The sequence below is a fragment of the Pseudarcicella hirudinis genome (genome assembly GCF_900115665.1).
Classification (GTDB): domain Bacteria; phylum Bacteroidota; class Bacteroidia; order Cytophagales; family Spirosomataceae; genus Pseudarcicella; species Pseudarcicella hirudinis.
Map to the genome: position 1 here is coordinate 41,519 of NZ_FOXH01000020.1, position 25,032 is coordinate 66,550.

The window sequence follows — 25,032 nt, forward strand, 5'->3', positions numbered from 1 at the left end:
AGGATCATAGGGCGCATAGTATGGGATGAGTTTGGATTGTTTGGGATTTTGTATTCCATTCATTGTAACCACATAGGATCATAGGGCACATAGTACGGGATGAGTTTAGATTGTTTGGGATTTTGTATTCTATTTATTGTAACCACATAAGATTTGAGGTGTTGATTAAATGAATTATACAATAAATAGTACTATGTATTGCATAGTAATGGAAAATATCTTTATCTTTGATTCATAAATATCACCATTCCATAAATCTCATAATAAAGACCTATGAAAAAGACTATCGCATCCGCATTAATTCTGATTGTTATTCTGACATTTGCACAATGTCATTTAGGTACCAAACCATTTAAAACATATTTCTGGACGAGTAATCAAACCGGAAAAACGCTTTATCTGTTTATTGATGAGGTAAATAAGGGAGTGTTACCGGCTTTGTCTGAAGCACCCGTTTGCGACAACGATGCTTCTAAAAAGAAGGCACTTTTTGTTTCTCTGGAAGCGGGTACTTACCTGATTGAAGTGAAGGATCAGAGTGGTAATATCAAAGTTTCAGAAAAGCTTGAGACAAGATTGAGTAACCATGATAAAACCATTGGTGTTTCGAGGGAAGGACATCAGGGAGAATCCCGCAGCACTACGGAGGATGATTGCCTGATTCTGGAACTATTTTACTAAAAAATAGTCAAATATTAATACCCGAAAAAAGACGCTGCATCGCAGTGTCTTTTTTTTTGTTATTACTTAAATCTCATTAAACTAAATGGATAAAGAATTATCTGATGGTAATTACTCATATTTTATCCCGGGATATTAAGATTTGTTAAAATATTGATTATCAGAGCATAGAGCTTTTTATTTTTTCCATAACTTTACATTAGTATTCTTAGCCCATAAGATATTAAATTTATGTATCGTCAATTGCAACGACTCTTTAAAACTTCAGTTTCATTATTTTGGCTTATTGTTTTTGTTCAATGTAGTGAAACCATCCAACCTACTTCCCTGCATGTAGTTTCTATGCTGGAGGCTGAGGCGAGCTCGTCCGACAGGTATATGGCGATTGAGATTGATACCGTTTCTAAATCCGTGTTTACATATGACCAGAGATCTAACCCAAAAGGTTTGGGAAGAGGTTTTCAGGGATGCCCTTCAATTGGCTACAATAATGGTATTTTCTATGCGGCATGGTTTGCCGGTACAAAGGAGGAAGACTCCAACAATTATATCACAGTAGCTACCAGCGCAGACGGCGGGTTATCATGGAAGCAAAACAGATTGATGATAGCTCCGGCCAGCGACAGTATCAGACATATTAACCCCTCATTATGGAATGATAAGTATGGATCACTTCATTTATCCTGGCTTGTAAGTAAAGGTATCTGGGATGGAGCAGCCAATGGTTCCTGGCATGTGAAAATTAAAGAAGCAGGAGGGAGGATATTTATTACAAATCCGAATCCGCTTTTTCACGGCGTAATGAATGTAAAACCGATACATTTTGGAAAGGATAGCTCAGAGATACTATTTCCGGTATCAGGCTGGAATATTGGTATTGAAGGATTGCCCAACTATACCCTTACGCCTTCAGAGCTTAATGGTGTGTTTTTATACAAATCTATCTATCATCCTATTAATAAAAGGATTATGCTGCCCCAAAAGTTTGCAAGAATTCCAACCGTATTTTCCCGGGATTTTGATGAACCGATGATCGTCGATTTGAATAATAATGCATTGCTGCTCATGAAAAGAACCGCCTCAGAAGGGATAAGTTTAAACAGAAGTAATGACGGGGGCAGAACCTGGGGGACAGAACAGATATTTAAAGAAGTAGGACTGGCAGCATCCAGCAGATTTTATTTAGGAAAACTAAAATCCGGGAATTTATTACTGGTATTGAATAATAGTGCCAATCGTGAAAAACTTATGGCTTATTTATCGAAAGATAATGGAAAAACCTGGCCATTTAAATTGCTGATTGATGATCGTTTAGGAATTTCTTACCCGGATGTAGTACAGAACGATAGAAGTGAAATATGCATGGTTTATGATTATTCACGCAATTATGACGGGCAGATAATTTTTTCCAGATTTAGTGAAGAGGATATCACTAAGGGAAATACAAAGGCGGTGAAATATAAAGTAATCAGTACTCTGAATCCTTAGAAGTTTTGAGGATTGTAAATTGTCTGAAGAAAGAATCAAAAGTATGTAGTATAATCCTGATTAAAGATAAGCCTCGTAATAATTAAACAAAAACACTTAAGGATATGATTACTGATAAAAAGCATAATTAGATTACCCAGATAAGATTCCTGTTTTCTTATTTTCAATATACTAACTACCATAAAAAATTAAAAATTATGTACTTGCCGTTAAAAAAACTCTTTAAAATCTCACTCTTAATTTCTGTTTTATTTACTTGTATCAGATGTAAGGATAATTCTCCTGTCAATACGCCAATAGTAACCCCGGTGCCTGATCCTGATGATGTTTCCTCCAACAGATATGCTGTTCTTGAAATGGACTCAGCGTCAAAGGCCATTTTTACCTATGATGCTACCAGCAATCCTCAGGGACTTAAAAGAGGATATCAGGGATGTCCGGCAATCGGATTTAATAATGGCATTTATTATGCAGCCTGGTTTGCAGGTGTAAAAGGAGAGGAGCTGAATAATTATATTACTATTGCAACAAGTAGTGATAATGGACAAACCTGGGGGCAGAATAAATTATTAATAGCTCCTCTGATTGATAGTGTAAGGCAGATAGATCCTTCTTTCTGGAAAGATAAGTTTGGAGCCCTTCATCTTTCCTGGCTGGTAAGTAAAGGAATATGGGATGGTGCTGCAAATGGTACATGGCATGTCAAAATTAAACAGGTATCTGATAAAATACAGATAACAAAGCCATACCCGCTTTTCCATGGTGTAATGAACGTCAAACCCATTCATTTGAATAAAGATAGTACGGAAATACTTTTTCCTGTTTCCGGCTGGAATATTGGTGTGGCTGGATTGCCGAATTATACTCTCACACCAGTTGATTGGAATGGTATATTTTTATATAAGTCTACCTATAACCAGACAGGAAAAAGGATTTTACTTCCGCATAAATTTGCTAAAATTCCAACTAAATTTGCAAGAACATTCGATGAACCTATGGTTCTTGATCTGGGGAATAATTCATTGATTTGTATGCGGAGATCAGAGTCTGATGGTATTTGCACAATATCAAGTGAGGATGGTGGAGTAACATGGGGGACTGAAACACAGTTTAAAACTCTTGGGCCGTCACCTTCAAGCAGGTTTTATTTTGGCAGATTGAAGTCAGGAAATATATTATTTATTTTTAATAATAGTTTGAACAGAGAAAAGCTTACAGCCTGTTTGTCTACAGATAACGGTAAAACCTGGCAATATAAGTTGTTAATAGACGGGAGAAACGGGGTTTCTTATCCTGACGTAATTCAAAATGATAAAGATGAGATATGCTTGATTTATGATAATTCCAGACCTTATCTTGGGGAGATAATTTTTGCAAAATTTACAGAAGCTGATATAATGAATGGAGATGCTTCTAAAATAAAACCTGTGATTATCAGCAAACTCAGGTAGAACTTATTAGAACAATAATGAACAGGTCTCCGGATATGTCAAAAGGAGGCCTGTTTATTTATTTTTGGAATAACGTATATTGAAACTATTTTAATAAACATCTTATACTTGTCTCGGGGTTAAAGATGTATTTACTTTTTATTTATTAGTTAAAATCAACTAATTGTTTGAATAGTTCTGTAAGTAATAAAGATTGAAATTTAAATTTTTCAAATATCAAAAGTTTTGCTTTTTTTTTTTGCCGAATTGATTACCATTTGTATATTTACATGACTATTGTTTCAAATTCAGTAATGTTTGGAAAAATAATAAATCCAAATTTTCTTCGTTTATGGAAAATTTTCGCTGTTAATAAATGAAAAATCGAGTAATTTGTCAATGTTAAGCTCGTTTTACCATACAGCTTAAATTATAATATTTTTAATAGAAGTACTGAAGTAATATCTGAGCACTATTATTTCAAACCCTTGGGCTTCGTTATACACTTGCTATCTTTTGATTAGTTTTTACTGTAATTCTTTATTTATCCACCGGATAACAGATAGAGAATGTTTCTGTTGCTGTTTTGATCGTTCAGGTCCACAGGATTATGAATATCTGACAGGTACATCTTAACTAAAATAACGTATTGTTCTTAACCGTTAAAGTTTTTCATTTTAACAATGGCTTAACCAATGAGTACAATTTGTCTTTTAGTTTTGTGGACAATAAGCAGAGAAGAGGATAGCCAAACGATAACTTTTATATAGTTTCGAAGGAAACTATATAATATAATTTTTCGAGGTAAAGCTTTTGCAGGAAATGCCGGAGATTTCCCTAATTATTGAAGAGAAAGAGTGATTGGCGAAGAATAAAAGATATTGTGTTCGAATTTGTTTTGTGAATTTGTCTTGACAATAGATTGGGATTTTGTCCACTTAATAATTTATCCGACGAAATTTGGATTTAAATGTTAAAGAATACGATGATCTATTTGTATATTTGTTAACATCCAAAAAATTGGATTAAAATAATTTCCGGTTTTTTATGTAAAAGCCCTGCTTGATTTTAATCTTTTTAAATTAACACTAAATGAATTTGATTACACACCAGGTAAAAAAAATAGCCAAGCTTCGTATATTGCTTGCTGTTCTTTGCACGCCTTTTTTTTATTCTTGTGTTTCTACAAAGAATATCACTTATTTTCAGGGACCAGGCGTAGTTGATACTATACGCTATACAACACTCAATAGTCTTGAACCCCGGATCCCTAAAATCCAGCCTGATGATATCTTAGCGGTTACGGTCAGCAGCTTAAGTGAAGAGTCCAATTTAGTTTTCAATTTTGCTAATATCAATCCTTTAATTACATCCAACTTTCCCGGTGGAAGCAATAACGGCATGGCGCGTCAGCAGCCCCTGGGTTATCTGGTAGATCCGAAAGGGTTTATTGATATGCCTTTAATTGGCCGGATTCAGGTAAACGGTTTGGCTTTGGAAGAGGCAGGGACTAAAATTCAGGGTGAGTTAACCAAATTTTTGAAAGAACCTACTGTCAATGTCAGACAACTCAATCATAAATTTACTATTATCGGTGAAGTGGCCCGCCCCGGGGTATATAACCTTTTGGATAACCATACTACCTTACCTGAAATTCTGGGAACAGCGGGTGATATGACTATTTTCGGGCGCAGAGATAATGTGATGATAATGCGTACTACGGGAGACAAAAGAGAATTGGTAAAATTAGATCTTACTTCCAGAAAAGTACTGGAATCTCCTTACTATTATATTCAGAATAATGATGTGGTTTATGTAGAAGCTACCAAAGGTAAAATTACTTCTTCTGACAGAACAATTCAGCTGATTCCAATTGTAACAGGTATCGCAACCACCACAGTTCTTTTGCTGAATCTGATATTTAAGAAGTAATATATAATCCGGGAAATTTCGATGTATTACATTCATTGTTTTCCCAAATTACATTTTAGAATACGAATGAGCTGAGCCGGTTTTCATTTGATCACCTTGGCTTATATATTGATATAACATTAACATTTCCATAAATTTTAAAATGGCAGATAATTCAATAGATTTTTCTGATGACAATGGTCAGGATTTTGATATCAAAGGTTTCCTGATTAAATATTTAAGACACTGGTATTGGTTTGTAATCTCGGTGGTAGTTTGCTTATCTGTGGCTTTTTTGTATTTGCGTTATACAACTCCTATTTATAATGTGAGCTCTGTATTGTTGATTAAGGATGAGAAAAAGGGTATTGGAGGGAATGATATGCTGAAAGAACTTGAGATGTTCTCCGGTAATAAGATTGTAGAAAATGAGATGGAAGTTTTGAAATCTCGTAACCTCATAGAAAAAGTAGTAAACGACCTTAACCTTACTGTAGCCTATTTTCAAAAAGGGAAGGTTCGTAAATATGATGAGATCTTTCGTACTTCTCCTATTTGGGTGCAGCATGGTAATCTGAATGAGGTTGCTTATAAAGAGCCCGTGTTTATTCGTATTATTAATAAGCAGAAGTTTGAGCTGCAGAACGAGGACGGAGATGTGATGGGAACTTTTGGTTACAGCCAGAATATTCGCAGCAGATATGGTGCTTTCCGTGTCTTTTTGAATGATTCTCTTTACAGACAGGATGATGATTTAATCAGGGTGAAATTCTTTGAAAAGGAGTCTTTGGTTGAAAGATATCAGAAAGAGATTCAGGTGGAGCTAATGAATCAGAAAAGTACGGTATTAAAACTTTCTTTAGAAGATGCCTTACCAGTGAAAGGAAAAGCTATTCTGGCCAAATTATTAGAAGCCTATACTTATTCTGCCTTAGCAGATAAAAATATGGAGGCAACTAATACCCTTCAATTTATTGATCAGCGTTTACGTCTGATTACCGGAGAATTAGGTTCTGTAGAGAAAGATGTAGAAACTTATAAAAGTTCTCAGGGAATTACTGACCTGAGTGTAGAAGCCAACTTGTTTTTGGAGAAGGTAAAGGAAAACGATACTAAGCTCAATGAAGTTGATATTCAGCTAAAAGTATTAGATGGTGTAGAAAGCTACCTGAGAAGCAGTCAGACCGGAGTAGCCCCGGCAACCTTGATGGTAAATGATCCGGTGTTGATCGGATTGTTAGGGAAATTGAATGAACTGGATATTCAAAGAGAGAAATATGTAAGGACTACCCAGCCTGGTAACCCCTTATTGGAAACTATTAATACTCAGATTGCCAATACTAAAGCTGCTATCCGTGAAAGTATTGCTAACCAGAAACAGGGTTTAGTGGTAACCAAAAGCAGTTTGAAAACACTGAACAATCGTTTTGAATCTTCGATCAGAACGATTCCTAAAAAAGAAAGAGAGTTTGTCAATATCAAACGTCAGCAAGGGATTAAAGAAAGTTTATTCTTAATGCTTTTGCAAAAGAAAGAAGAAACAGCTATTTCTTACGCATCAACGGTGACGGACAGTAGAATTGTAGATGAGCCATATGGTACACCTGAGCCGATTAAACCTAACAGAAAGATGTTTTTTATGGTTGCCTTGTTACTTGGAATCGTTTTACCGGCGGCAGCTATCAATATAGGAGAGGTTTTAAATGATAAAATACAATCCAGAAAGGAAATTGAAAGTACTGTAGGTGTTACCATTTTCGGTGAAATTGGTAAGAAACCTAAAGAAATGAAGGATAATATCATTGACCTGAAAAGTACCAGCTTTTTGGCTGAACAGTTCAGAACTCTTCGTACTAATTTACAATATGCTGCAGGCGGAATGACCGCTGATAGCGGAAAAGTCCTGCTAATTACCTCCTCTATTGGTGGAGAAGGTAAAAGTTTTATCAGTGTAAACTTAGCTTCAAGTATTGCACTATTGGAGAAAAAAGTAATTGTTTTAGAACTTGATTTACGTAAACCAAAGATTTCAGAATATTTAGGGGTAACCAGAGAAAAGGGAATTTCCAATTATCTGATAGGTCAGGGAAATGCTTTTGAATATGTGAAACCAACGACGCTGAATCCGAATATGTTTGTGATGCCTAGCGGACCGATTCCTCCTAACCCTTCGGAGTTATTGGCAAATGGCAAAATAAGCAGTTTAATTGAAGAGCTGAAGAAAGAGTTCGACTATATTATTTTGGATACTCCGCCAGTTGGTTTGGTAACAGATTCTACTATTTTAGGAGCTTACGCTGACGCAGTGTTCTATATCATGCGTCATCAGTACACTCCGAAATCTTATTTGAGATTGGTTGCTGATTTAAAAGAGAAGAATAAGTTTAAATCATTGAATATTGTATTTAATGGTATTGATTATAGCAGCACTTATGGCTATGGTTACGGCTATGGTTATGGTTATGGCTACGGTTACAGTTATGTTGAAGATAATAATTCATCCGGATTTTCTGTTTCCTCGAAAATAAAAAAGCTTTTAGAAAGGAAATAGATTTTATGACTTCAGGACAGCCTTGTCCGACGTAATAAGAGTAGGCCGTCCTGAAGTTCGATTTTATTGAGAAAGATTAAACACACACAAATTGAGCACACAAAACTTAGAAACGATCCGTATAAAAACTACATTCAGTATCAATTCCGGGAATAAATTTCTCTGGTTTGGCCAAATCTAAAAATCTATCTTATTGGCTGACAAATTAATTTCATTAATTCAGTAAAAAATTTCCTGGTCAGCAAAAGGCTGATAAAATATGTTTTTTCGTAGATAAGATTTTGATGTTTAAGTAATAATAAACCTAAAAAATTCAGCTATATGTTTAAAATATTGGATTGCACAATACGTGATGGAGGATATTATACAAATTGGGATTTTGATAAACCACTCGTTGATCAATATATCCAATCCATGAATCAACTGCCTGTTGATTACCTTGAAATTGGATATAGAAGTATTGCAATTAAGGATTATTTAGGTAAATACTTTTATAGTCCTGTATATGAACTGGAAGATTTACGAAAGAAATCCGGAAAGAAACTTGTAATTATTCTTAATGAAAAAGATATACGGGTAGAGCATTTGAATGAGGTTCTGGGACCAGTCCGGGGGTTAATCGATATGGTACGTATAGCGATTGATCCTGAACATTTAGGCAGGGCTTTGATTTTGGCTGAAGGAGTGAAAAAGATGGGATTTGAAGTCGGCTTCAATGTCATGTACATGTCAAAATGGAAACAATACGGAGATTTTATCAAAGAGCTGAAGAATGTTGACGGTATTGCTGACTATTTCTATATGGTTGACTCTTACGGAGGGGTTTATCCTAATGATGTAATAGAAACAATAGGATTAGTAAAGGCTGAGACAAGTGTTAAAATCGGTTTCCATGGTCATAATAATCTGGAAATGGCCTTAATCAACTCTTTGACAGCTATAGAACATGGTGCTGAAATTATAGATGCGACTGTTTGGGGAATGGGCAGAGGTGCCGGGAACCTTAAAACTGAGTTATTTCTGACAGTACTGAATTCAAAATTCGGGTTGCCTGTGAACTTTAACGCACTTGGTAATGTGGTAAATGCCTTTGATGCAGTTTTAGAGAAATATGGTTGGGGAACTAATCTCCCTTATATGATTTCCGGATCAAATTCGCTTCCGCAAAAGGATGTAATGGACTGGGTAACAACTCGCTTTTATTCTTTCAATAGTATTATTCAGGCTCTGCAGAACCAAAAAGAAAAAGTGAAAGATAATGAGACCTTACCTGTATTTACTCCGGAGAAATCTGTTAAGGAAGTATTGATAATCGGAGGTGGGAAAAATGCATCGGAACATGCTGCCGGAATTAAGGAGTTTATTAAAAGCCGTGATAATATAACTATCATTCACTCAAGCTCTAAAAATGCCTATCATTATAAAGATTTGGATACAGAACAGGTATTCTGTCTGGTTGGAAGTGAAGGACACAGAATGGAGCAGGTTTTTACAGATTTAGGAGATTTTAATGGAATTTGCGTATTGCCTCCTTTCCCTCGGAAGATGGGTACTTATGTTCCTTCAAATGTGCATGATAAAACCTTTGAATTGGAAGCGATTACCTTTACCGACAAGTTCAAAGATTCACATACTGCACTGGCTCTTCAGACAGCTTCAGTTCTTGGAGCAGAAAAAATCTATCTGGTGGGTTACGATGGCTATCAGGATTTCCCGATTACTCAGAAAGAACGGGATCTTACAGAAGAAAATGAGTTGTTGTTTGACTTGTTTGGCAAGCAGTCTAAAGAAAAATTGGTTGCACTTACTCCAAGTAGATATAAAAATCTGTTGGCCGATTCAATATATTCAATGATTTATGGATAATAAAGTAGCATTTTTCCTCCCGACAAGAAAAGGGAGTATGAGAGTAGTTAATAAAAACACACGACCTTTCTCTCAGTTTGAAGGGGGGCTTATTGAAAATAAAGTAAGACAATTAGTGCATTCAGAGAAAGTAGATGAAATTTTACTTTCGACTAATGATGAAGAATGTATTGATATAGTTAATAATCTTGATATTAATAAGGACAAGATTAAGATTATAGAAAGACCGGAAGAATTGTGCCTGGATACAACAAATCTGAAAGATCTGATTGCTTACGTTCCTACTATAACAGATGCCAGACATATTCTTTGGGGGCATGTTACTACTCCGCTGGCTAATGGTAATGATTATGATGAGGCAATAGGTAAATATTTTGAAAAGCTTGAAGAAGGATATGATTCTCTTTTAAGTGTGATAGAGTTTAAGAATTTTTTGCTTAATGCTCAGGCTAAAGTTGTAAATAATACAACATCATTACCATGGCCAAGAACACAGGATCTGGAAACATTGTATGAAATAAATCATGTGATGTTTATGACGAGCCGTGAAGTATATGAAAATCAAAAGAATCGAATTGGAAACAATCCCTTTCTTTATGTAATGAATAAGGTGAAATCATATGATATTGATTGGGAAGATGACTTTAAAATAGCTGAGATGATTTATGAAAAACATTATAGATTATAAGATTATTTTATGGGATTTTGATGGAGTGATTATGGACTCTATGCCTATAAGATCAAAAGGATTTGAAGAGGTTCTTAAAGATTATCCCAAAGAGCAGGTTGACAATTTACTGGAGTTTCATAATACCAATGGAGGATTATCCCGCTATGTTAAATTTCGCCATTTTTTCGAAAATATAAGAAATGAGTCAATAGAAGATGAAGAGGTGCTGGCATTAGCAGATAATTTCTCTAAAATAATGCTTTCTCTTTTGATTGATGAAAAACTACTTATTGAAGATAGTGTGAATTTTATCAGAGAAAACTGGATGAATCATGAAATGCATATTGTTTCAGGCTCAGATGGGAAAGAATTAGCTCAGATTTGTGAAGGACTTGACTTATCGAAATATTTTAGATCAATTAATGGTTCACCGACTCCTAAGAAAGAGCTCGTTCGAAGACTGTTAGTTGAGAATAATTATAATAAAGATAATGTGACTTTGATCGGAGATTCCATTAATGACAAAGAAGCAAGTTTGATTAATGAGATAGGTTTTTGTGGTTATAACAATGAAAGCCTGAAAGAGGCAGGAACTAACTACATTGAGCAATTATCTCTTTCTAAAAATTGAGTTGTGGGAATCAGAGGTATTAAAAATCAAATATTTCAGAAAATTGATATTTGGAATTCTCCTACATTAATGACCTGGATGAGTTATTCAACCAAGGCATTAGCATTATTTGGAGTACTTCCATTGGTTTTAAAGCAATTTGCTCCGGGAGATGTTGTTTTGTGGTATCTTTTTTCTACTATTATTTCCTTACAGAGCATAGTTGATTTTGGGTTTCGGCAGACTTTCCTGAGAGTGATATCCTATGCGTTTGGCGGAGCCAAAGATATAGAACTGTTCGGATCGAATCAGAAGGAGAAAACAGACGAGGAATTAGAACCGAATATTGCCTTGCTGACCGATATAGTTTCAACTATGAAGTATATATATGTCAGGCTGACATTAGTAGTTTTTATATTAATGAGCATATTCGGAACCTGGGCTTTTATAAAACCTGTGAAAGATGCAGCCAATCCAACTCAGGCCTGGATTTGCTGGATAATTGTTATTTTGGTCTCATGTATTAGCTTTTACGGGAAATTATATATGAATTTTCTTGAGGGGCTATTTAAGATCGCTTTAGTACGAAGAGTAGATACCTTTACTTCATTGGGAGGTATTTTAACAAGTATTTTTGTTTTGTTATTTGCCCCGACCTTGATTAATTTAATTATTGTAAATCAGTTCTGGGTTTTAATTGTAATGTTGAGAGATTGGCATTTATGCCGGACCACGGAAAATAAACTCTATCAGAAAGTCTCGGTAAATGTTCCTTTTAATAAAGAGATGTTCAATAAGATCTGGTCTCCTGCCTGGAGAAGTGGATTGTCGGGTTTTATGTCAGTCGGCCTTACCAATCTAACAGGCGTGGTTTATGCACAGTTTGGAAATACATCATCAATTGCTTCATATTTACTTGCATTAAGAATCATTAACCAGATTAGAGATATTTCAATGGCCCCATTCTATAGTAAGCTTCCTGTTCTTGCTATGCTTAGGGTTAAAAATGATACAGAAACCTTAATTAAGGTTATAAAAAGGGGTATGTTTCTAAGTCATATGATTTTTGTAACAGGTTTTTTGGCAGTTGGAATTTCTTCAGATTATTTGCTTGGTCTTATTCACAGCGATGTGCAGTTTGTTTCAAAAGACCTTTGGCTTTTAATAGGAATAGCGTTTTTTATTCATCGGTTCGGGGGAATGCATATACAGGTGTACCTGTCTACAAATCATGTAATATCACATATCGCAGATGGAGTTTCCGGAGGTATATACATTATAACATCGCTTTTATTAAGCAGTTATGTCGGAGTTTACGCGATACCTATTGGAATGATCGCAGGTTATCTGGGCTTTTACGCATGGTATTCGGCGCTTTTTTCCTATAAATCATTAGGAGGAATTTCTTTTTGGCAGTTTGAGAAAAAAGTGAGTATTCCATTTATTATGATATTAGCTATTTTTTCAATATTAACTTTAGCGTTAGGTTGATTTTGTTATATCGGGTAATTATAATCCTGAAATCGTTCCGATTCTGATAAAAACGAATTAGACGGAAATATTTAAACGAATCTATGAGGAATAAAACATTCTTTGTTTTTGCATTAATTATAGTACTGTGTACAGAACGGTTAGAAAAAACTTTTACAATTGGTTTTTTTGACTTGTATCCGTCCCGGCTGTTATTTGTAATGCTCTTGCCGTTTTTTAAGGTTAATTTATTTTTAAAAGAAGCTTCCAAAGAGGTTAAAAGTATATTTTATGCCTTTTTGATCTATATAGGGTGTGTTTTAATGTCAGTATTTAAGTCTAATGATATTTTTTATTCATTCAAAAAGTGGCTTGATGTTGTTACGATAAATACATTCGTTTTTTTGGTTTATGCTTTTCTGGTTAAATCCTGTAGAAAAGTTACTCTTAATTCTGTCTATCTTTTTTTTCTAAAGTATTTCAGTTTTGTAATCGTTATAATTTTTATCGGAGGTCTTTTTCTTTACAGAACAACCGGGTCAACCGGAGAATTAGAGCAAAGAACCTTTTTTGGAATATCTTTTTATAGAAGAATATCATTATTTAATGACCCTAATTTTTTTAGCTGTTTTTTAATAGTTGCATTTTTTATAATCTATTTTTCGAAAGCACAGTACAGAATGCTTTTGCTGGTATTAATCGGTATTTCAATTTTTATTACCGGTTCAAAAGGAGGGATCGCTGCCTTGTTAATTACCCTTATTCTCTATTACCGGGAAAGAATTCCAATTTTAAAAAGTAAGCTTTTTTTAATTTTATTAATAGGGATGCTGGTTTCAGTCTTTGCGATAGTAATGTTCTTCCCTTACACGGCTTTAAATCTTTTAACAACTTTACCCTTTTTTAAGAAGGAATATGGAGCTGAGACAATTTTGCCGAGAATGATTGTATGGCATTCGGGGATGATGGCCTTCCTGAAAGAACCAATTCTTGGATTAGGTCCGGGAAATATTGTTAAGATTGCCAAAGGACAAAGTATAGAAGGGATTCTGGCATATATGCAGAGTAATGGATTTTACGGATTGCAGAATGATGTAATCGATAAACTGGCAACACACTGTACATATCTGGAAATTTTATTTGAGACAGGTTTGTTATCTTTTACTTTTTACGTTTTGCTTCTTTACAGAATTCTTAAGCTCTTTCTTAAGATGAGTGTAATCAGTCCGAAATTCTTTCTGGGATACACTCTGGCTTTTATAAGTTTTTACATTAGTATTCTCTCTCTTAGTTATAATACTTATTTTATGAGTTTTTTAACGGGCATGTATCTTTATTTTGCAGACCATTACAGAAAAGAATATAAAACTGTCAAAAGTAGAGTGATTGCCTAAATAAAAGTGAATTTATGTACAATATTTTTGTTGACTGGAAGGCAAATAAAAATAATCCGAAAGGAAGAATAGTTATGATGCTATTCAGGATTTCGGGGGTTTTGAGATATAATCCGATACTTCTTATTCTCATAGGATGGTTTTATTTACCCATGTATGTTTTTTGGGTTGAATGGGTGCTTGGAACAGAACTCAGATGGAATTTATCATTAGGAGGCGGAACACAATTATGGCACGGGCAGGCGTTGGTTATTAATTCCGGGGCTAAAATAGGGAAGAATTGTGTACTAAGACATTCCACTACAATTGGTAATAAGGACGATAAAAATCAATGTCCGGTCATAGGCGACAATGTAAATATAGGAGCGGGATCCTGTTTGCTCGGGGGAATAGTAATTGGAGATAATGTAGTTATTGCTGCGGGCTCTATAGTTGTAAAGGATATACCTTCCAATGTAGTGGTAGCCGGGAATCCTGCCAGAATAATCAAGCATTTGAACATTTAATCAATAAAAGAATGGATGTGTTTTTTTTTGCGAGCGAAAAGTTATTCATGAGACCAAGAAAAGAAAATTCCTGCTTTTTTTGGTATTCAAAAGGCCTTACTTCTTATTATGGTATAGAAACTATTTTATCTGTATCTAAAATACACATTGAGAAGAGCATACTGGAAGACTTTACTGAAGATTATTCTTATTTGCTTGAAAAGTTTGATTATGAAGTATTTGATTTTCAGGATGATAAGGGAAATGAAGAGTTTACAGAGGATAAGTACTGTTTTTTTGCTTCAAACGATACAATAGTTTATCTGTTAAATAAAGTTTACAGGAATTTAGCTGATAAATCCAAGCTTTTTGTGAAAGAAGGGGAGGGCGCTAAATCAAGTGCCGTTAATCTGGGTCTGGAATGTAGCGATATAAATGGATCAATACCTGAATTCAATAATTACAAGTTACTAATACTCGGGAATGATTGGGGACTTATAGAGCAAAAATTGAATTATGATTTTATTCAGATAGGTAAAAATACTGTTTGCGTTCAGGAGTCTGTGCTTGATTTTAATGTTGCGGATATGAGAATGCGCCATTCGAGCTTTCCGGTATTTCAGGGAATAGTTTCACTTAAAAACTTTGACCTGAATGGTAAAATCTGTGCAGTGATTGGTAATCCGAGATATGAAGATTTAGAGTGGACCGAAATATCAAGCCAGAAAAAGGTCTTAATTAATGTCAACTTTACTTATGGAATATATGAAAACGAAAGAACTGACTGGATAGATAATATTCTTGAAGCCTGTTCAACATTGGATCTTGACTATCTTATTTCACAGCATCCGAGGGATACAGGAGATTTAAGTAAGTTTAAATTAGTTAAGACAAATGCCGGTACAGTTCATGATGTTCTCAAAACCTCTTCTGTATTAATAACAAGATTTAGTTCATTGATCTTTGAATCTTTATGCCTGGGAAGACCAGTCATTTATTATAATCCTCATGGAGAAACTCATTTTTATGAGTTTGAACCGGATAACAAATGTCTGTTTTATGCTACAAACAAGCAGGAATTATTAAATGCTTTAGACCAGCTTTCAAAAGGTGATAATCAAAGTGAAATAGCGAATGCGGTTAAAAATTATTTGAGAAGACATCTTGGTACAACAACATCCGGAAATGCTTCTGCTTATATCGGTGCTTTTATTGATGTAGCAGCGAAAATCCCTCCAGTAAAGCAGATCTCAATTTTAAACAAATTAAAGCTGGATGTTAAGGTTTTGAAAAGGAGGCTGTTAAAAGAAAAAATTTAACCAATCTTATGAAAAATAGAGTTTCAGTAATCATTGCAACATATAATCGTGCTCCCTTGTTAAAAGAAACTATAAATAGCCTTTTAACGTATTTCAGGCAGGATTTTATAGATTCTAAATCTGAAATTATCATTATTGATAACAATAGTAATGACGGAACTTTAAATGCTGTTCAGGAGTATCTGAAAGAGTCTGATATAGTTAAGTATTATCTGGAAACAAACCAGGGACTGTCTCATGCCCGAAATAGAGGGATTAAAGAATCTTCAGGAGATATTTTAGTTTTTCTGGACGATGACATTGATATTGATAAGTCATATTTTGAACTGTGTGATGAAGCATTCGCTTCAGCTGACGTTAATATTATAGGTGGCAAGGTGTTGCCTTATAATGTGGCTGTTCCTGAGTGGCTGCCTAAAGAATATTATTACCTGGCGAGTATTTTTGACTTAGGAGAGCAGAGAATGGAAGTAAATACTTTGATGGGAGCCAATTATGCCATGAGAAAATCTGTTGCGGATAAAGTTGGCTGGTATGACCCCAACCTTGGTCGTAAGGGGGATTTATTATTAGGCGGAGAAGAAAATGATTATTTGAAAAGAGCTCAGGCACTTAACTATAAGATTCTATATATCCCGGAATTAATCGTATTTCATAAGATTGAGAATAAATTAAATAAGGATTATATTTTCAATCATGCTTTTCATAACGGTAAATCTTCAAGCCTTTTGGAGTCTCAGAAGCTTAATCTGAGATTTATTTTAAAGATTATGAAATCTCTTGGAGTACTTGGGTTATATGCAGGTTTTGGGAAACATATGTCGTCCTCAAATAAAAAAGTTTTATTTCAAATAAAGCAATTATATGCCTCTGGATATTTAAAGGGAATGAAAACAAAGTTTTCAGGGAACTTTTAAAAATTAAGAGGTAAAATGTTTCGGAATTGCTAAAGCTGTAGAGATGAATATTGTTAATAAAATTTTATCTAAAATAAAGGGGCAGGATTATGTGATAGATAATAATGTTTCATTGTTTTATCTCCTCATGTTAATATTCAGCCGTTTTTTAATGCTGATCAGAGGGTATTTATCTTTTATAAAAAGTGGCAGGCTTTTTTTTATTGGATCAGGAGTAACGATAAAAGCAAGAAATCTGATGAAAGTCGGAAAGGGTGTTACCATTGACAATGATTGTTACATTGATGCGTTATCGAAAGACGGGATTTTACTGGGTAATAATGTTTCATTGGGTAAACGCACAGTTATTGAATGTTCGGGTAGTTTAAAACATCTCGGAAAAGGAATTAAAGTTGGTGAGTCGGTAGGTTTGGGACGCGATTGTTTTTATGGCTGTGCCGGCGGGATTGAAATAGGAGATGATACTATTATTGGTAATTACGTGAGTTTTCATTCGGAGAACCATAACATTTCTGATTTACAGATACCAATCAGATTGCAGGGAGTAAACCATAAAGGTATTAAAATAGGTAAAAACTGCTGGATAGGTGCCAAAGTAACAGTGTTAGACGGAGCAATAGTAAAAGACGGTTGTATTATTGCTGCCGGAGCCGTTGTATCGGCGGGGGTTTATGAAGAAAATGGTATTTATGGAGGAATTCCTGCCAGATTACTTAAGAAAAGAGAATAGAGCTATGAAAGTTACATATCTGTTTTTTTCTGTTGCATTATTTATAACAGGTTATCTGACTACTCCTGAATTTTCTGCCAAAAAGACAATCCTGGGAGATATTAATAATGATAGTCTTGCTTATAAAGTACTTATTCTGGGTAATAGTATGACCAAGCATGAACCTAATCAGGCGCTTGGATGGAAAGGTAACTGGGGTATGGCCGCCAGTTCAGAAGAAAATGATTATGTACATTTACTGATAAAAAAATTTAGAGAAAAGAAGCCGAACGTAAATGTTGAATATTTCAATGTCGCCCAGTCGTTTGAGCGGGCTTATTGGAAGTTTGATTTAAAGGATTTCTCTCAGTTTCGCTCATTTAACCCTGATTTATTAATTATTCGCCTGGGAGAGAATGTTCCGGCTGATTCTTTGGCAAAATATTCTTTTAAAGATGGACTTAAAAGGCTATCAGACTATATTACTTCAGGGAATAAAAATAAAAAAGTTTGCGTTTCTACAAGATTCTGGCCAAATAAACTGATAGATGATCAGATCAAAAATTATGCGGCTGAAAATAATTGTATATTGACAAATTTGTCTCAATTGTCAGGCATTGACGGGAGCATGGCCACTGGTAAGTTTGAAAATAAAGGGGTAGCAATGCACCCCTCTGATGATGGAATGAAAATGATTGCAGAAAGCTTATGGAAAGGTCTAAAAAATCTATAATTCTTTTAAGGATAATTTTTAGTGGAATTCTCCTTAGTTATCAGGCTTATTCACAAAATAAACCTTTGGTCGGAGCCTATTATTTCGACGGCTGGACAGGCAAATATCCATATCACATAACAGAGTCTCTGAAAGATTCATTTCCGGATAGAAAACCGAAATGGGGCTGGGTGACAAGCACTCAGGAGATTATTGATGAACAGATTAAGCTTGCGGCAGATTCAGGAATTTCCTTTTTTAGTTTTTGCTGGTATTATGGAGCCGGAAATTTTAAAACGGAGGCTTTGAATCAGGCATTAAGATTTTATCTGGTTTCTCCGCAGAAGAAAAGATTAAAATACTGCCTTCTCATAGCCAATCATGCAGGAAACGAAATAGGTCCGACTGAATGGGATCAGGTTTCAGCTGAATGGATTGAAAAGTTTAAAGTGGATACCTATTTAAAAGTAGATGGTAAGCCACTGCTGATATTTTTCAGTATAAATTCTCTGATAAAGAAATTCGGGACAATAGAAAATGTCCATTCTGCCCTGGATAATTTGCGAAGTGCAGCTCTGAAAGCCGGATTGAATGGTGTTTCCATTGCAGTTTGTATCGGACCAAATAAAGAAAACATTCAACAGGCGGAATCCTGTGGTTTTGATGTTTTAACAGGCTATAACTATCATGATGTCGGGATTTATAAAGCGTTAAACAGAGAAGTACCAATTGATACTATGAGAGTTGCCGAACAGAGGTACTGGAATAGGTTTCCTAAATTGAGCAGCTTAAAATATATTCCTGTCTCAACGCTGAACTGGGATCCCAGACCATGGGCCAATAAGTCAAACGGATATGCCAGTGCGCCATATTTTGTAGGTTATTCACCTAATTCTGTTTATAAATCAGTTAAAGGATGCATTGATTGGGTAAATGCCAATCCGCAGTTTACCACTAAAGAAAAGATAGCATTGCTATATGCCTGGAATGAAAATGGTGAAGGCGCGTGGCTTACTCCGGGGATTAACGGTGTTAATATGCTTGATGGTTTAAAGAAAGCAATGAACAAATAAAAAAAGGTTTTGTTCGGTTACTGGCAGCGCTGAAAATCCGGAAATAATTACAATAAACCGACACACAGACAAAAATTATAAGTTGATATATGAATTCCCTGAAAAGAATAACTTTAGTACATCCTGCAAATGAACTTTATGGCTCAGATAAAATGTTTCTGCTGATCGTTGAAACCGTAAGGAAAAGTTATTCAGATGCTATTATAAATGTTGTACTTCCCTGTGAAGGGCCGCTTTCTGAATTATTGCAAAAGTTTAATGTGAATCTGATAATTCGTCCATTGGGGATTTTGAGAAAGGCAGAGCTGAAGAAACTGGATTTTTCTGTTTTTACAAGATTATTTACCAACAGAAAGTTCTATCATGATCTTTTAAAAGAAACAGATTTGCTTTATATCAATACCGCAGTGGTACTCGACTTTATTATATATAGCAGATTCTATAAACTCAAGAAGTTTATACACATTCATGAAATACCCACAGGAGCAAGCAAAACATTGTTTTTTACATTAATTAAATACTGTAAAGCTTCTTTAATCCATATTTCCAAGGCTGTTCAGTTACCTTTCTCTACCATTAACACCCGACATTTCATAGTACCAAATGGTATTCAGGCTATTCCCGAACAACCTGTAAGAGAAACTTCATCCGGAAAGATTAATATTTTGTTAATTGGCCGGATTAATAACTGGAAAGGTCAGAATTTGCTTGTGGAGGCTGTGGATAAACTTAGTGATGAGCTTAAAAATCAAATCGACGTAAGGATAGTCGGAGATGTTTATGGAGATCAGATTCATTTTAAAAATGATTTGCTGGAGAATATTAAACATAGAAATCTTGAACATCTGGTAAAAGTTTTACCATTTTCACCTACTCCGGAAATTCATTATAACTGGTCAGATATAGTAGTAATACCTTCACTGAAACCTGAACCGTTTGGTTTAGTAGCTATTGAAGGAATGAGTGTGGGAAAGGTGGTAATTGCTGCAAATCATGGCGGGTTGACTGAGATTATTGAAGATAATGTGTCGGGGATACTTTTTACTCCCAACGACTCAGCAGAACTGGCTGAAAAGATTTCCGGTATTGTACTCAATCCCGCAGTTCAGGAGAAATTTTATACAAATGCTATTAAGGCTTACAAGGAAAGCTATACCCCTGAAGTATATATTAACAATTTGATGTCCATTTTAAAAATACAATAGATATACTTATGAAAATAGGGATAATAGGCACAAGAGGGATACCTAACAACTACGGTGGATTTGAACAGTTTGCTGAATATCTGGCAGAAGGCCTGGTAAAAAGAGGAATTGAAGTAACAGTTTATAATAGCCATAATCATCCTTTTCAGGAGCAGGTATGGAGAGGGGTTGATATTGTACATTGTTACGATCCGGAAGATAAATATGGTACTATTGGTCAGTTTATTTATGACCTCAATTGTATCATTGATTCCCGCAAAAGAAATTTCGATATTATTCTGCAATTAGGATATACCAGCAGTACTGTTTGGGGTTGGTTACTGCCTTTCAGAAAGAGTATTGTCACCACTAATATGGATGGCCTGGAATGGGTACGTACCAAATACTCCAAACCAGTCAGAAAATTCCTGAAGTTTGCTGAATACCTGGCCACTAAATTCAGTAATCACTGGATTTCTGATTCTATCGGAATTCAGGAATACCTGGAAAAAGAGTATAAACTGCAATCTGTTTATATTCCATATGGTGCGTTCGCTTTTGAAAACCCTGATGTTTCTGCTTTAGAAAAATACCAGTTGAGTCCTTTTCAATATAATATGTTGATTGCCAGACTGGAACCTGAGAATAATATTGAGACGATTCTCGATGGAGTAGTGGAGTCGAAAATAGATAAACCTTTTCTGGTTGTCGGAAAACATGAAACCAGTTTTGGCAGATATCTGAAAGATAAGTTTAAAGATTATCCGCATATTCAGTTTATCGGTGGAATATTTGATATTAATGTGCTGAATAATCTCAGATATTATTCTAATCTCTATTTCCATGGACATTCTGCCGGAGGAACCAATCCTTCCTTACTGGAAGCTATGGCTTCAGGAGCGTTGATTTGCGCCCATCAGAATACTTTTAACGGAGCGATTCTTGAAAAAGATGCTTTTTATTTTAAGGAATCTGGAGAGGTATCTGCTGCTTTACAAAATGTACAGAAATCAGAACATTTGACTAAAACAGAGGCAAATGTGGAGAAAATCCGCAAGATTTATTCATGGGAAATCATCATTGAACAATATCTGAATCACTTTCTTGAGATTTATAAGAAGGATAAGGTATTGCATAATGCCTGATGACTGCTATGCGTATTATATTGCTCAGCCAGGACGAACCTTTTTACCTGGGTGAAAACCTGGATTATCTCCTGAAAAACCTGCCGGATGGTACTGAGGTGGTTGGAGCGGTTTTAATGGAAGAAATGAAAGCAGGAAAACCGGAGCCGTTTACGGATCGGATGAGGAAAATTTTCAAAGTATTTGGATGGGCTTTTTTTCTGCATTATGCTTTAAAGTTTATTACTGCTAAAGTATTTACCTGTCATACTGTTCCTAAAGTACTTTCACGTCATAAAATTCCGGTTATACCAATAACCGGAAATATTAATCATCGTTCGAACCTCGGGATTCTTAAGACTTATCAGCCTGATCTTTTTGTATCAGTGCTAGGAAGTCAGATATTCAAACGTCCTCTGCTGGAACTGGCAAAACATGGTTGTCTGAATCTGCATACTGCTTTATTACCTAAATATAGAGGATTGATGCCTACATTCTGGGTATTGCGTTTTAATGAGCAATTTACGGGAGTTTCAGTCTTTTTTGTAGAAGAAGGCATTGATGCCGGTGATATCATTGTGCAGCGTAAGGTTGAAATTGGAAATCGTACCCAGGAAGAGCTGATCAGATATACCAAACAGATTGGCATGGAATGTATTATTGAAGCAATTGGTAAAATACAGGCAGGAGGATATACACTTGTGCCGAATCCGGAAGATGAGAAAACGTATTTTACCTTTCCGACTGCTGAAGATGTAAGAGCATTTAAACGGGCCGGAAAACGTTTTTTCTAGTCAGGGACTGTTGATCTTCGGAACAATAACTGAATACACCCGATTAATGAACAGGTTGTTTTGAATGTGGAATATTAATGGATAAAAGTAGAATATACCATGTTTGAAAAAAGATAAATGAAAGTGGTCTGATTTTTGCAAGAAATAGCTTAAAATTAAGAAAGATTTTTGTTAGACAAATTATTTTCTCGCGTAAAAACCACTAATTGAATTTTTAAAAGAATCATTTGAATAGTACAATTTGCATAAAAGTGGCTGAAACGGAATATGAAAGAGAGAGGAAATTTGGATTTTTCCAATTAACAAATGGTAATTACCCTCTGCTTTTATGTACGTTTACTAATTAAGCGCTAGATAATTTGAAAGAATTTGCTATCTTTCGGTAATGTTAAGAGCACAGAAGGTTCGTTGTTAAGTGTAGATTATTAAGTAATAGTGCTTAATAATTAATTAATAATGAATTTGCACACTAAATTTTTATAAAAAGATGAATGAATTTTACAGACAATACACTTGCCTGCATGGTACGTCTGCCAGCCCAAAGCGGTTCATTCTTCCTTTTACAAAGGAAGCTTTTAACAGACAAATTGTACATTTCTCACTTGTTTTCGGCGTACTTATTTCGCTTCGCATCATTCTATACTTATCGGCTCTACTTGTAAATTTCCATGCCTGGCAGGGAAAAAGCATGTACAAGGCTGGTTCATTTATGGTGAATCCTATCCTTGCTGAGAATACTATAAAATTGATTGATGCACCCTTCGTAGAGAAGTGTGTAAGTTCTGTTTCTTTATAAACAGAACGCTGTTATAGTACTGTACCTGATAAATCGGACAGAAACAGAAGGAACCGGGAAACAGTACTCAGTGATATGAATGTGAAGGTAGAAAGGGGTCAAAAAAATCAAAGTTGCCCTTTGTGACTATTTTAAGAATAAATTTAAATATTAAAATAAGACCTTTTGAAGCAGAAAATGCTTGTTTTATTTTTTTTAATCAAAGTAATTAACAAAAGATAATTATTCGACTTTTTTTGACCGCTTACTCAATAAATAGGTTCAATATGGTCGAAAATTTAAACACTAATAATTAGCTTTAATAAATAATTTTCTACGACTATAACTTTTAAATATATAAAAGAGTACTTAGTGAACTGATATTAGGTTATTGACGCACACTTTAAATTTATAAACGAATGAGCACACTTTTAAACAGAGAAACTTATCTGGTCAGGCTGTTTTCGGACTTTTGTCTGATTTTTGCCACTTTTGTCATCACTAGTGTGATTAGTGACAGAGGGGTTTTTCAATTCGACAGAGAGCTACTTATTGTCTTAATTACCGGCTGGTATATTTCGAGTAAGCTGATTAATATTTATGATGATTTCAGAACGGTAAGATTCATTGACGAGTTTTTATTGCTCTTTCCTGTGGTACTGATTCAGGTACTGATGCTGGTTGTCTTCCTTTTCTTTATGGATCAGAGGCATTTCGCCAGAACCTTTGTGGCAGAATATTCGGTATTACTGATGTTTCTGATGTCTGTTAAGAAATACGTTTTCAAAAAGGTATTCCAGTATTTCCGAAAGCGTGGCAGAAACCGTAGAAATTTATTGATTGTCGGCAGTACCGAAATCGGAACATCCTTTCATGATTTTATTCATCAGAACCCTCAATTCGGCTATAATTCAATTGGTTTTGTTGATAACAGGAAAAATCCGGCTATTAATGGTTTGTATAAAGGAAACCTGGATGAGCTTGACAATGTAATCAGTTTACACAGAGTAGATGAAATTATCATTGCTCTGCCGGAATTTGATAAGGAAAGTATTAACCGCATTATTCTGACCAGTGACAGAAACGCTATCAGAACCCGGATTATTCCGGATTATTTTACCTTCAATTCCAATAGATATAAGATGGAATCTTTCGGTGCTTATCAGATGGTATCTGTAAGAACTGAACCTTTGAAACATTTGCATTGGAGAATTGTAAAACGTCTGATTGATTTATGCATCTCTTTATTGGTTACTGTTTTTATCTTCTCATGGCTGTTCCCGATTATTGCTTTGCTGATTAAACTGGATTCAAAGGGAAGTGTGTTTTATATTCAGGATCGCTGGGGCAAAAATAATAAGGTAATCCGTTGTCTGAAGTTCCGGACAATGAAAGCAAACAGTGATGTTCTGGTAAATGGCCAGCTGCCTCAGGCTACTAAAAATGATGACCGGATCACTAAACTGGGAAGCTTCCTTCGTAAAACTAACCTGGATGAATTACCACAGTTTTTGAATGTAATCTGGGGAGATATGTCTGTGGTAGGTCCTCGCCCGCATGCAGTACCTCATAATATTGCTAATCAGGAATTTATTGATAATTATTCAATCAGACACTGGGTGAAACCTGGTATTACAGGATGGGCTCAGGCGAATGGACTGAGAGGTGAAACTAAAAATAAAGACCTGATGAAAAAGCGTGTGTCTCATGATATCTGGTATATCGAGAACTGGACACCATTGCTGGATCTGAAAATTATGCTGATGACTGCCTATAACATGGTGAAAGGGGAGGATATGGCTTATTAATTTAATGAGCCATAAATGTTTGGAGTATAGTATTTTTTGAATAATAATTTTGATAATACGT

21 protein-coding genes are annotated in these 25,032 nt (G+C 35.1%); all 21 read left to right on the forward strand.

Going from position 1 to position 25,032, the window contains the following annotated elements; translation table 11 throughout:
* Positions 1–273 precede the first annotated feature (273 nt).
* The 21 genes from BM179_RS23440 (at position 274) to BM179_RS23540 (ending at position 24,971) form a co-directional block, all read left to right on the forward strand.
* Positions 274–681 carry a hypothetical protein gene (locus tag BM179_RS23440; RefSeq protein WP_092019611.1) on the forward strand — a complete coding sequence of 136 codons (408 nt, stop codon included), beginning with the start codon at positions 274–276 and terminating at the stop codon, positions 679–681.
* Positions 682–912: 231 nt separating this feature from the next.
* Positions 913–2,169: a sialidase family protein gene (locus BM179_RS23445; protein ID WP_092019612.1), complete on the forward strand. Its 1,257-nt coding sequence runs from the start codon at positions 913–915 to the stop codon at positions 2,167–2,169.
* A 197-nt stretch (positions 2,170–2,366) separates the two neighbouring features.
* Entirely contained in the window at positions 2,367–3,620 is a 1,254-nt protein-coding gene (locus BM179_RS23450; protein WP_092019613.1) for a sialidase family protein, read from the forward strand.
* 1,071 nt (positions 3,621–4,691) lie between these two features.
* On the forward strand, positions 4,692–5,531 hold the full coding sequence (locus BM179_RS23455) for a polysaccharide biosynthesis/export family protein (protein ID WP_092019614.1): 840 nt from the start codon (positions 4,692–4,694) through the stop codon (positions 5,529–5,531).
* A gap of 142 nt (positions 5,532–5,673) precedes the next feature.
* Positions 5,674–8,061 (forward strand): GumC family protein, encoded by a 2,388-nt coding sequence (locus tag BM179_RS23460; RefSeq protein ID WP_092019615.1) that lies wholly within the window; start codon positions 5,674–5,676, stop codon positions 8,059–8,061.
* A 321-nt stretch (positions 8,062–8,382) separates the two neighbouring features.
* Positions 8,383–9,927 (forward strand): aldolase catalytic domain-containing protein, encoded by a 1,545-nt coding sequence (locus BM179_RS23465; RefSeq protein WP_092019616.1) that lies wholly within the window; start codon positions 8,383–8,385, stop codon positions 9,925–9,927.
* Complete coding sequence (locus tag BM179_RS23470) at positions 9,920–10,615, forward strand: acylneuraminate cytidylyltransferase family protein (protein ID WP_092019617.1); 696 nt, start codon at positions 9,920–9,922, stop codon at positions 10,613–10,615. The genes BM179_RS23465 and BM179_RS23470 overlap by 8 nt, the downstream gene beginning before the upstream one ends.
* The gene (locus BM179_RS23475) at positions 10,593–11,228 is read left to right on the forward strand and encodes an HAD family hydrolase (RefSeq protein ID WP_092019618.1); all 636 of its coding nucleotides are present in this window, start codon (positions 10,593–10,595) and stop codon (positions 11,226–11,228) included. Before BM179_RS23470 ends, BM179_RS23475 begins: the two co-directional genes overlap by 23 nt.
* Positions 11,229–11,306: 78 nt before the next feature.
* On the forward strand, positions 11,307–12,698 hold the full coding sequence (locus BM179_RS23480) for a hypothetical protein (RefSeq protein ID WP_143095307.1): 1,392 nt from the start codon (positions 11,307–11,309) through the stop codon (positions 12,696–12,698).
* 659 nt (positions 12,699–13,357) lie between these two features.
* Positions 13,358–14,071, forward strand: a complete 714-nt coding sequence (locus tag BM179_RS25465) for an O-antigen ligase family protein (RefSeq protein WP_177219499.1) — start codon at positions 13,358–13,360, stop codon at positions 14,069–14,071.
* A gap of 14 nt (positions 14,072–14,085) precedes the next feature.
* Positions 14,086–14,577: a serine acetyltransferase gene (locus BM179_RS23490; RefSeq protein WP_092019621.1), complete on the forward strand. Its 492-nt coding sequence runs from the start codon at positions 14,086–14,088 to the stop codon at positions 14,575–14,577.
* A 47-nt stretch (positions 14,578–14,624) separates the two neighbouring features.
* Positions 14,625–15,875: a CDP-glycerol glycerophosphotransferase family protein gene (locus tag BM179_RS23495; RefSeq protein WP_177219500.1), complete on the forward strand. Its 1,251-nt coding sequence runs from the start codon at positions 14,625–14,627 to the stop codon at positions 15,873–15,875.
* Positions 15,876–15,883: 8 nt separating this feature from the next.
* Positions 15,884–16,792 carry a glycosyltransferase family 2 protein gene (locus BM179_RS23500; protein ID WP_092019623.1) on the forward strand — a complete coding sequence of 303 codons (909 nt, stop codon included), beginning with the start codon at positions 15,884–15,886 and terminating at the stop codon, positions 16,790–16,792.
* Between the two features lie 43 nt (positions 16,793–16,835).
* Positions 16,836–17,522 carry an acyltransferase gene (locus BM179_RS23505; protein ID WP_092019624.1) on the forward strand — a complete coding sequence of 229 codons (687 nt, stop codon included), beginning with the start codon at positions 16,836–16,838 and terminating at the stop codon, positions 17,520–17,522.
* Positions 17,523–17,526: 4 nt separating this feature from the next.
* Complete coding sequence (locus tag BM179_RS23510) at positions 17,527–18,234, forward strand: SGNH/GDSL hydrolase family protein (protein WP_143095308.1); 708 nt, start codon at positions 17,527–17,529, stop codon at positions 18,232–18,234.
* Positions 18,210–19,286, forward strand: a complete 1,077-nt coding sequence (locus tag BM179_RS23515) for a glycoside hydrolase family 99-like domain-containing protein (protein WP_092019626.1) — start codon at positions 18,210–18,212, stop codon at positions 19,284–19,286. The genes BM179_RS23510 and BM179_RS23515 overlap by 25 nt, the downstream gene beginning before the upstream one ends.
* A gap of 89 nt (positions 19,287–19,375) precedes the next feature.
* Positions 19,376–20,491, forward strand: a complete 1,116-nt coding sequence (locus BM179_RS23520; protein WP_092019627.1) for a glycosyltransferase family 4 protein — start codon at positions 19,376–19,378, stop codon at positions 20,489–20,491.
* An 8-nt stretch (positions 20,492–20,499) separates the two neighbouring features.
* Positions 20,500–21,615, forward strand: coding sequence for a DUF1972 domain-containing protein (locus BM179_RS23525; RefSeq protein ID WP_092019628.1), 1,116 nt, complete (start codon positions 20,500–20,502; stop codon positions 21,613–21,615).
* A gap of 8 nt (positions 21,616–21,623) precedes the next feature.
* Entirely contained in the window at positions 21,624–22,388 is a 765-nt protein-coding gene (locus BM179_RS23530) for a methionyl-tRNA formyltransferase (protein ID WP_092019652.1), read from the forward strand.
* A 487-nt stretch (positions 22,389–22,875) separates the two neighbouring features.
* Positions 22,876–23,184, forward strand: a complete 309-nt coding sequence (locus tag BM179_RS23535; protein ID WP_092019629.1) for a hypothetical protein — start codon at positions 22,876–22,878, stop codon at positions 23,182–23,184.
* Positions 23,185–23,582: 398 nt separating this feature from the next.
* Positions 23,583–24,971: an undecaprenyl-phosphate glucose phosphotransferase gene (locus tag BM179_RS23540; protein ID WP_092019630.1), complete on the forward strand. Its 1,389-nt coding sequence runs from the start codon at positions 23,583–23,585 to the stop codon at positions 24,969–24,971.
* Positions 24,972–25,032: the final 61 nt, after the last annotated feature.

Excerpts from the sequence above, each read along its gene's own strand:
- BM179_RS23470 (WP_092019617.1), top strand. The coding sequence starts at position 9,920 with ATGGATAATAAAGTAGCATTTTTCCTCCCGACAAGAAAAGGGAGTATG.
- BM179_RS23530 (WP_092019652.1), top strand. The coding sequence starts at position 21,624 with ATGCGTATTATATTGCTCAGCCAGGACGAACCTTTTTACCTGGGTGAA.
- BM179_RS23490 (WP_092019621.1), top strand. The coding sequence starts at position 14,086 with ATGTACAATATTTTTGTTGACTGGAAGGCAAATAAAAATAATCCGAAA.
- BM179_RS23460 (WP_092019615.1), top strand. The coding sequence starts at position 5,674 with ATGGCAGATAATTCAATAGATTTTTCTGATGACAATGGTCAGGATTTT.
- BM179_RS25465 (WP_177219499.1), top strand. The coding sequence starts at position 13,358 with ATGCTTTTGCTGGTATTAATCGGTATTTCAATTTTTATTACCGGTTCA.
- BM179_RS23535 (WP_092019629.1), top strand. The coding sequence starts at position 22,876 with ATGAATGAATTTTACAGACAATACACTTGCCTGCATGGTACGTCTGCC.
- BM179_RS23480 (WP_143095307.1), top strand. The coding sequence starts at position 11,307 with ATGAGTTATTCAACCAAGGCATTAGCATTATTTGGAGTACTTCCATTG.
- BM179_RS23495 (WP_177219500.1), top strand. The coding sequence starts at position 14,625 with ATGAGACCAAGAAAAGAAAATTCCTGCTTTTTTTGGTATTCAAAAGGC.
- BM179_RS23540 (WP_092019630.1), top strand. The coding sequence starts at position 23,583 with ATGAGCACACTTTTAAACAGAGAAACTTATCTGGTCAGGCTGTTTTCG.
- BM179_RS23450 (WP_092019613.1), top strand. The coding sequence starts at position 2,367 with ATGTACTTGCCGTTAAAAAAACTCTTTAAAATCTCACTCTTAATTTCT.
- BM179_RS23475 (WP_092019618.1), top strand. The coding sequence starts at position 10,593 with ATGAAAAACATTATAGATTATAAGATTATTTTATGGGATTTTGATGGA.
- BM179_RS23520 (WP_092019627.1), top strand. The coding sequence starts at position 19,376 with ATGAATTCCCTGAAAAGAATAACTTTAGTACATCCTGCAAATGAACTT.
- BM179_RS23510 (WP_143095308.1), top strand. The coding sequence starts at position 17,527 with ATGAAAGTTACATATCTGTTTTTTTCTGTTGCATTATTTATAACAGGT.
- BM179_RS23500 (WP_092019623.1), top strand. The coding sequence starts at position 15,884 with ATGAAAAATAGAGTTTCAGTAATCATTGCAACATATAATCGTGCTCCC.
- BM179_RS23515 (WP_092019626.1), top strand. The coding sequence starts at position 18,210 with ATGGAAAGGTCTAAAAAATCTATAATTCTTTTAAGGATAATTTTTAGT.
- BM179_RS23505 (WP_092019624.1), top strand. The coding sequence starts at position 16,836 with ATGAATATTGTTAATAAAATTTTATCTAAAATAAAGGGGCAGGATTAT.
- BM179_RS23445 (WP_092019612.1), top strand. The coding sequence starts at position 913 with ATGTATCGTCAATTGCAACGACTCTTTAAAACTTCAGTTTCATTATTT.
- BM179_RS23455 (WP_092019614.1), top strand. The coding sequence starts at position 4,692 with ATGAATTTGATTACACACCAGGTAAAAAAAATAGCCAAGCTTCGTATA.
- BM179_RS23465 (WP_092019616.1), top strand. The coding sequence starts at position 8,383 with ATGTTTAAAATATTGGATTGCACAATACGTGATGGAGGATATTATACA.
- BM179_RS23525 (WP_092019628.1), top strand. The coding sequence starts at position 20,500 with ATGAAAATAGGGATAATAGGCACAAGAGGGATACCTAACAACTACGGT.
- BM179_RS23440 (WP_092019611.1), top strand. The coding sequence starts at position 274 with ATGAAAAAGACTATCGCATCCGCATTAATTCTGATTGTTATTCTGACA.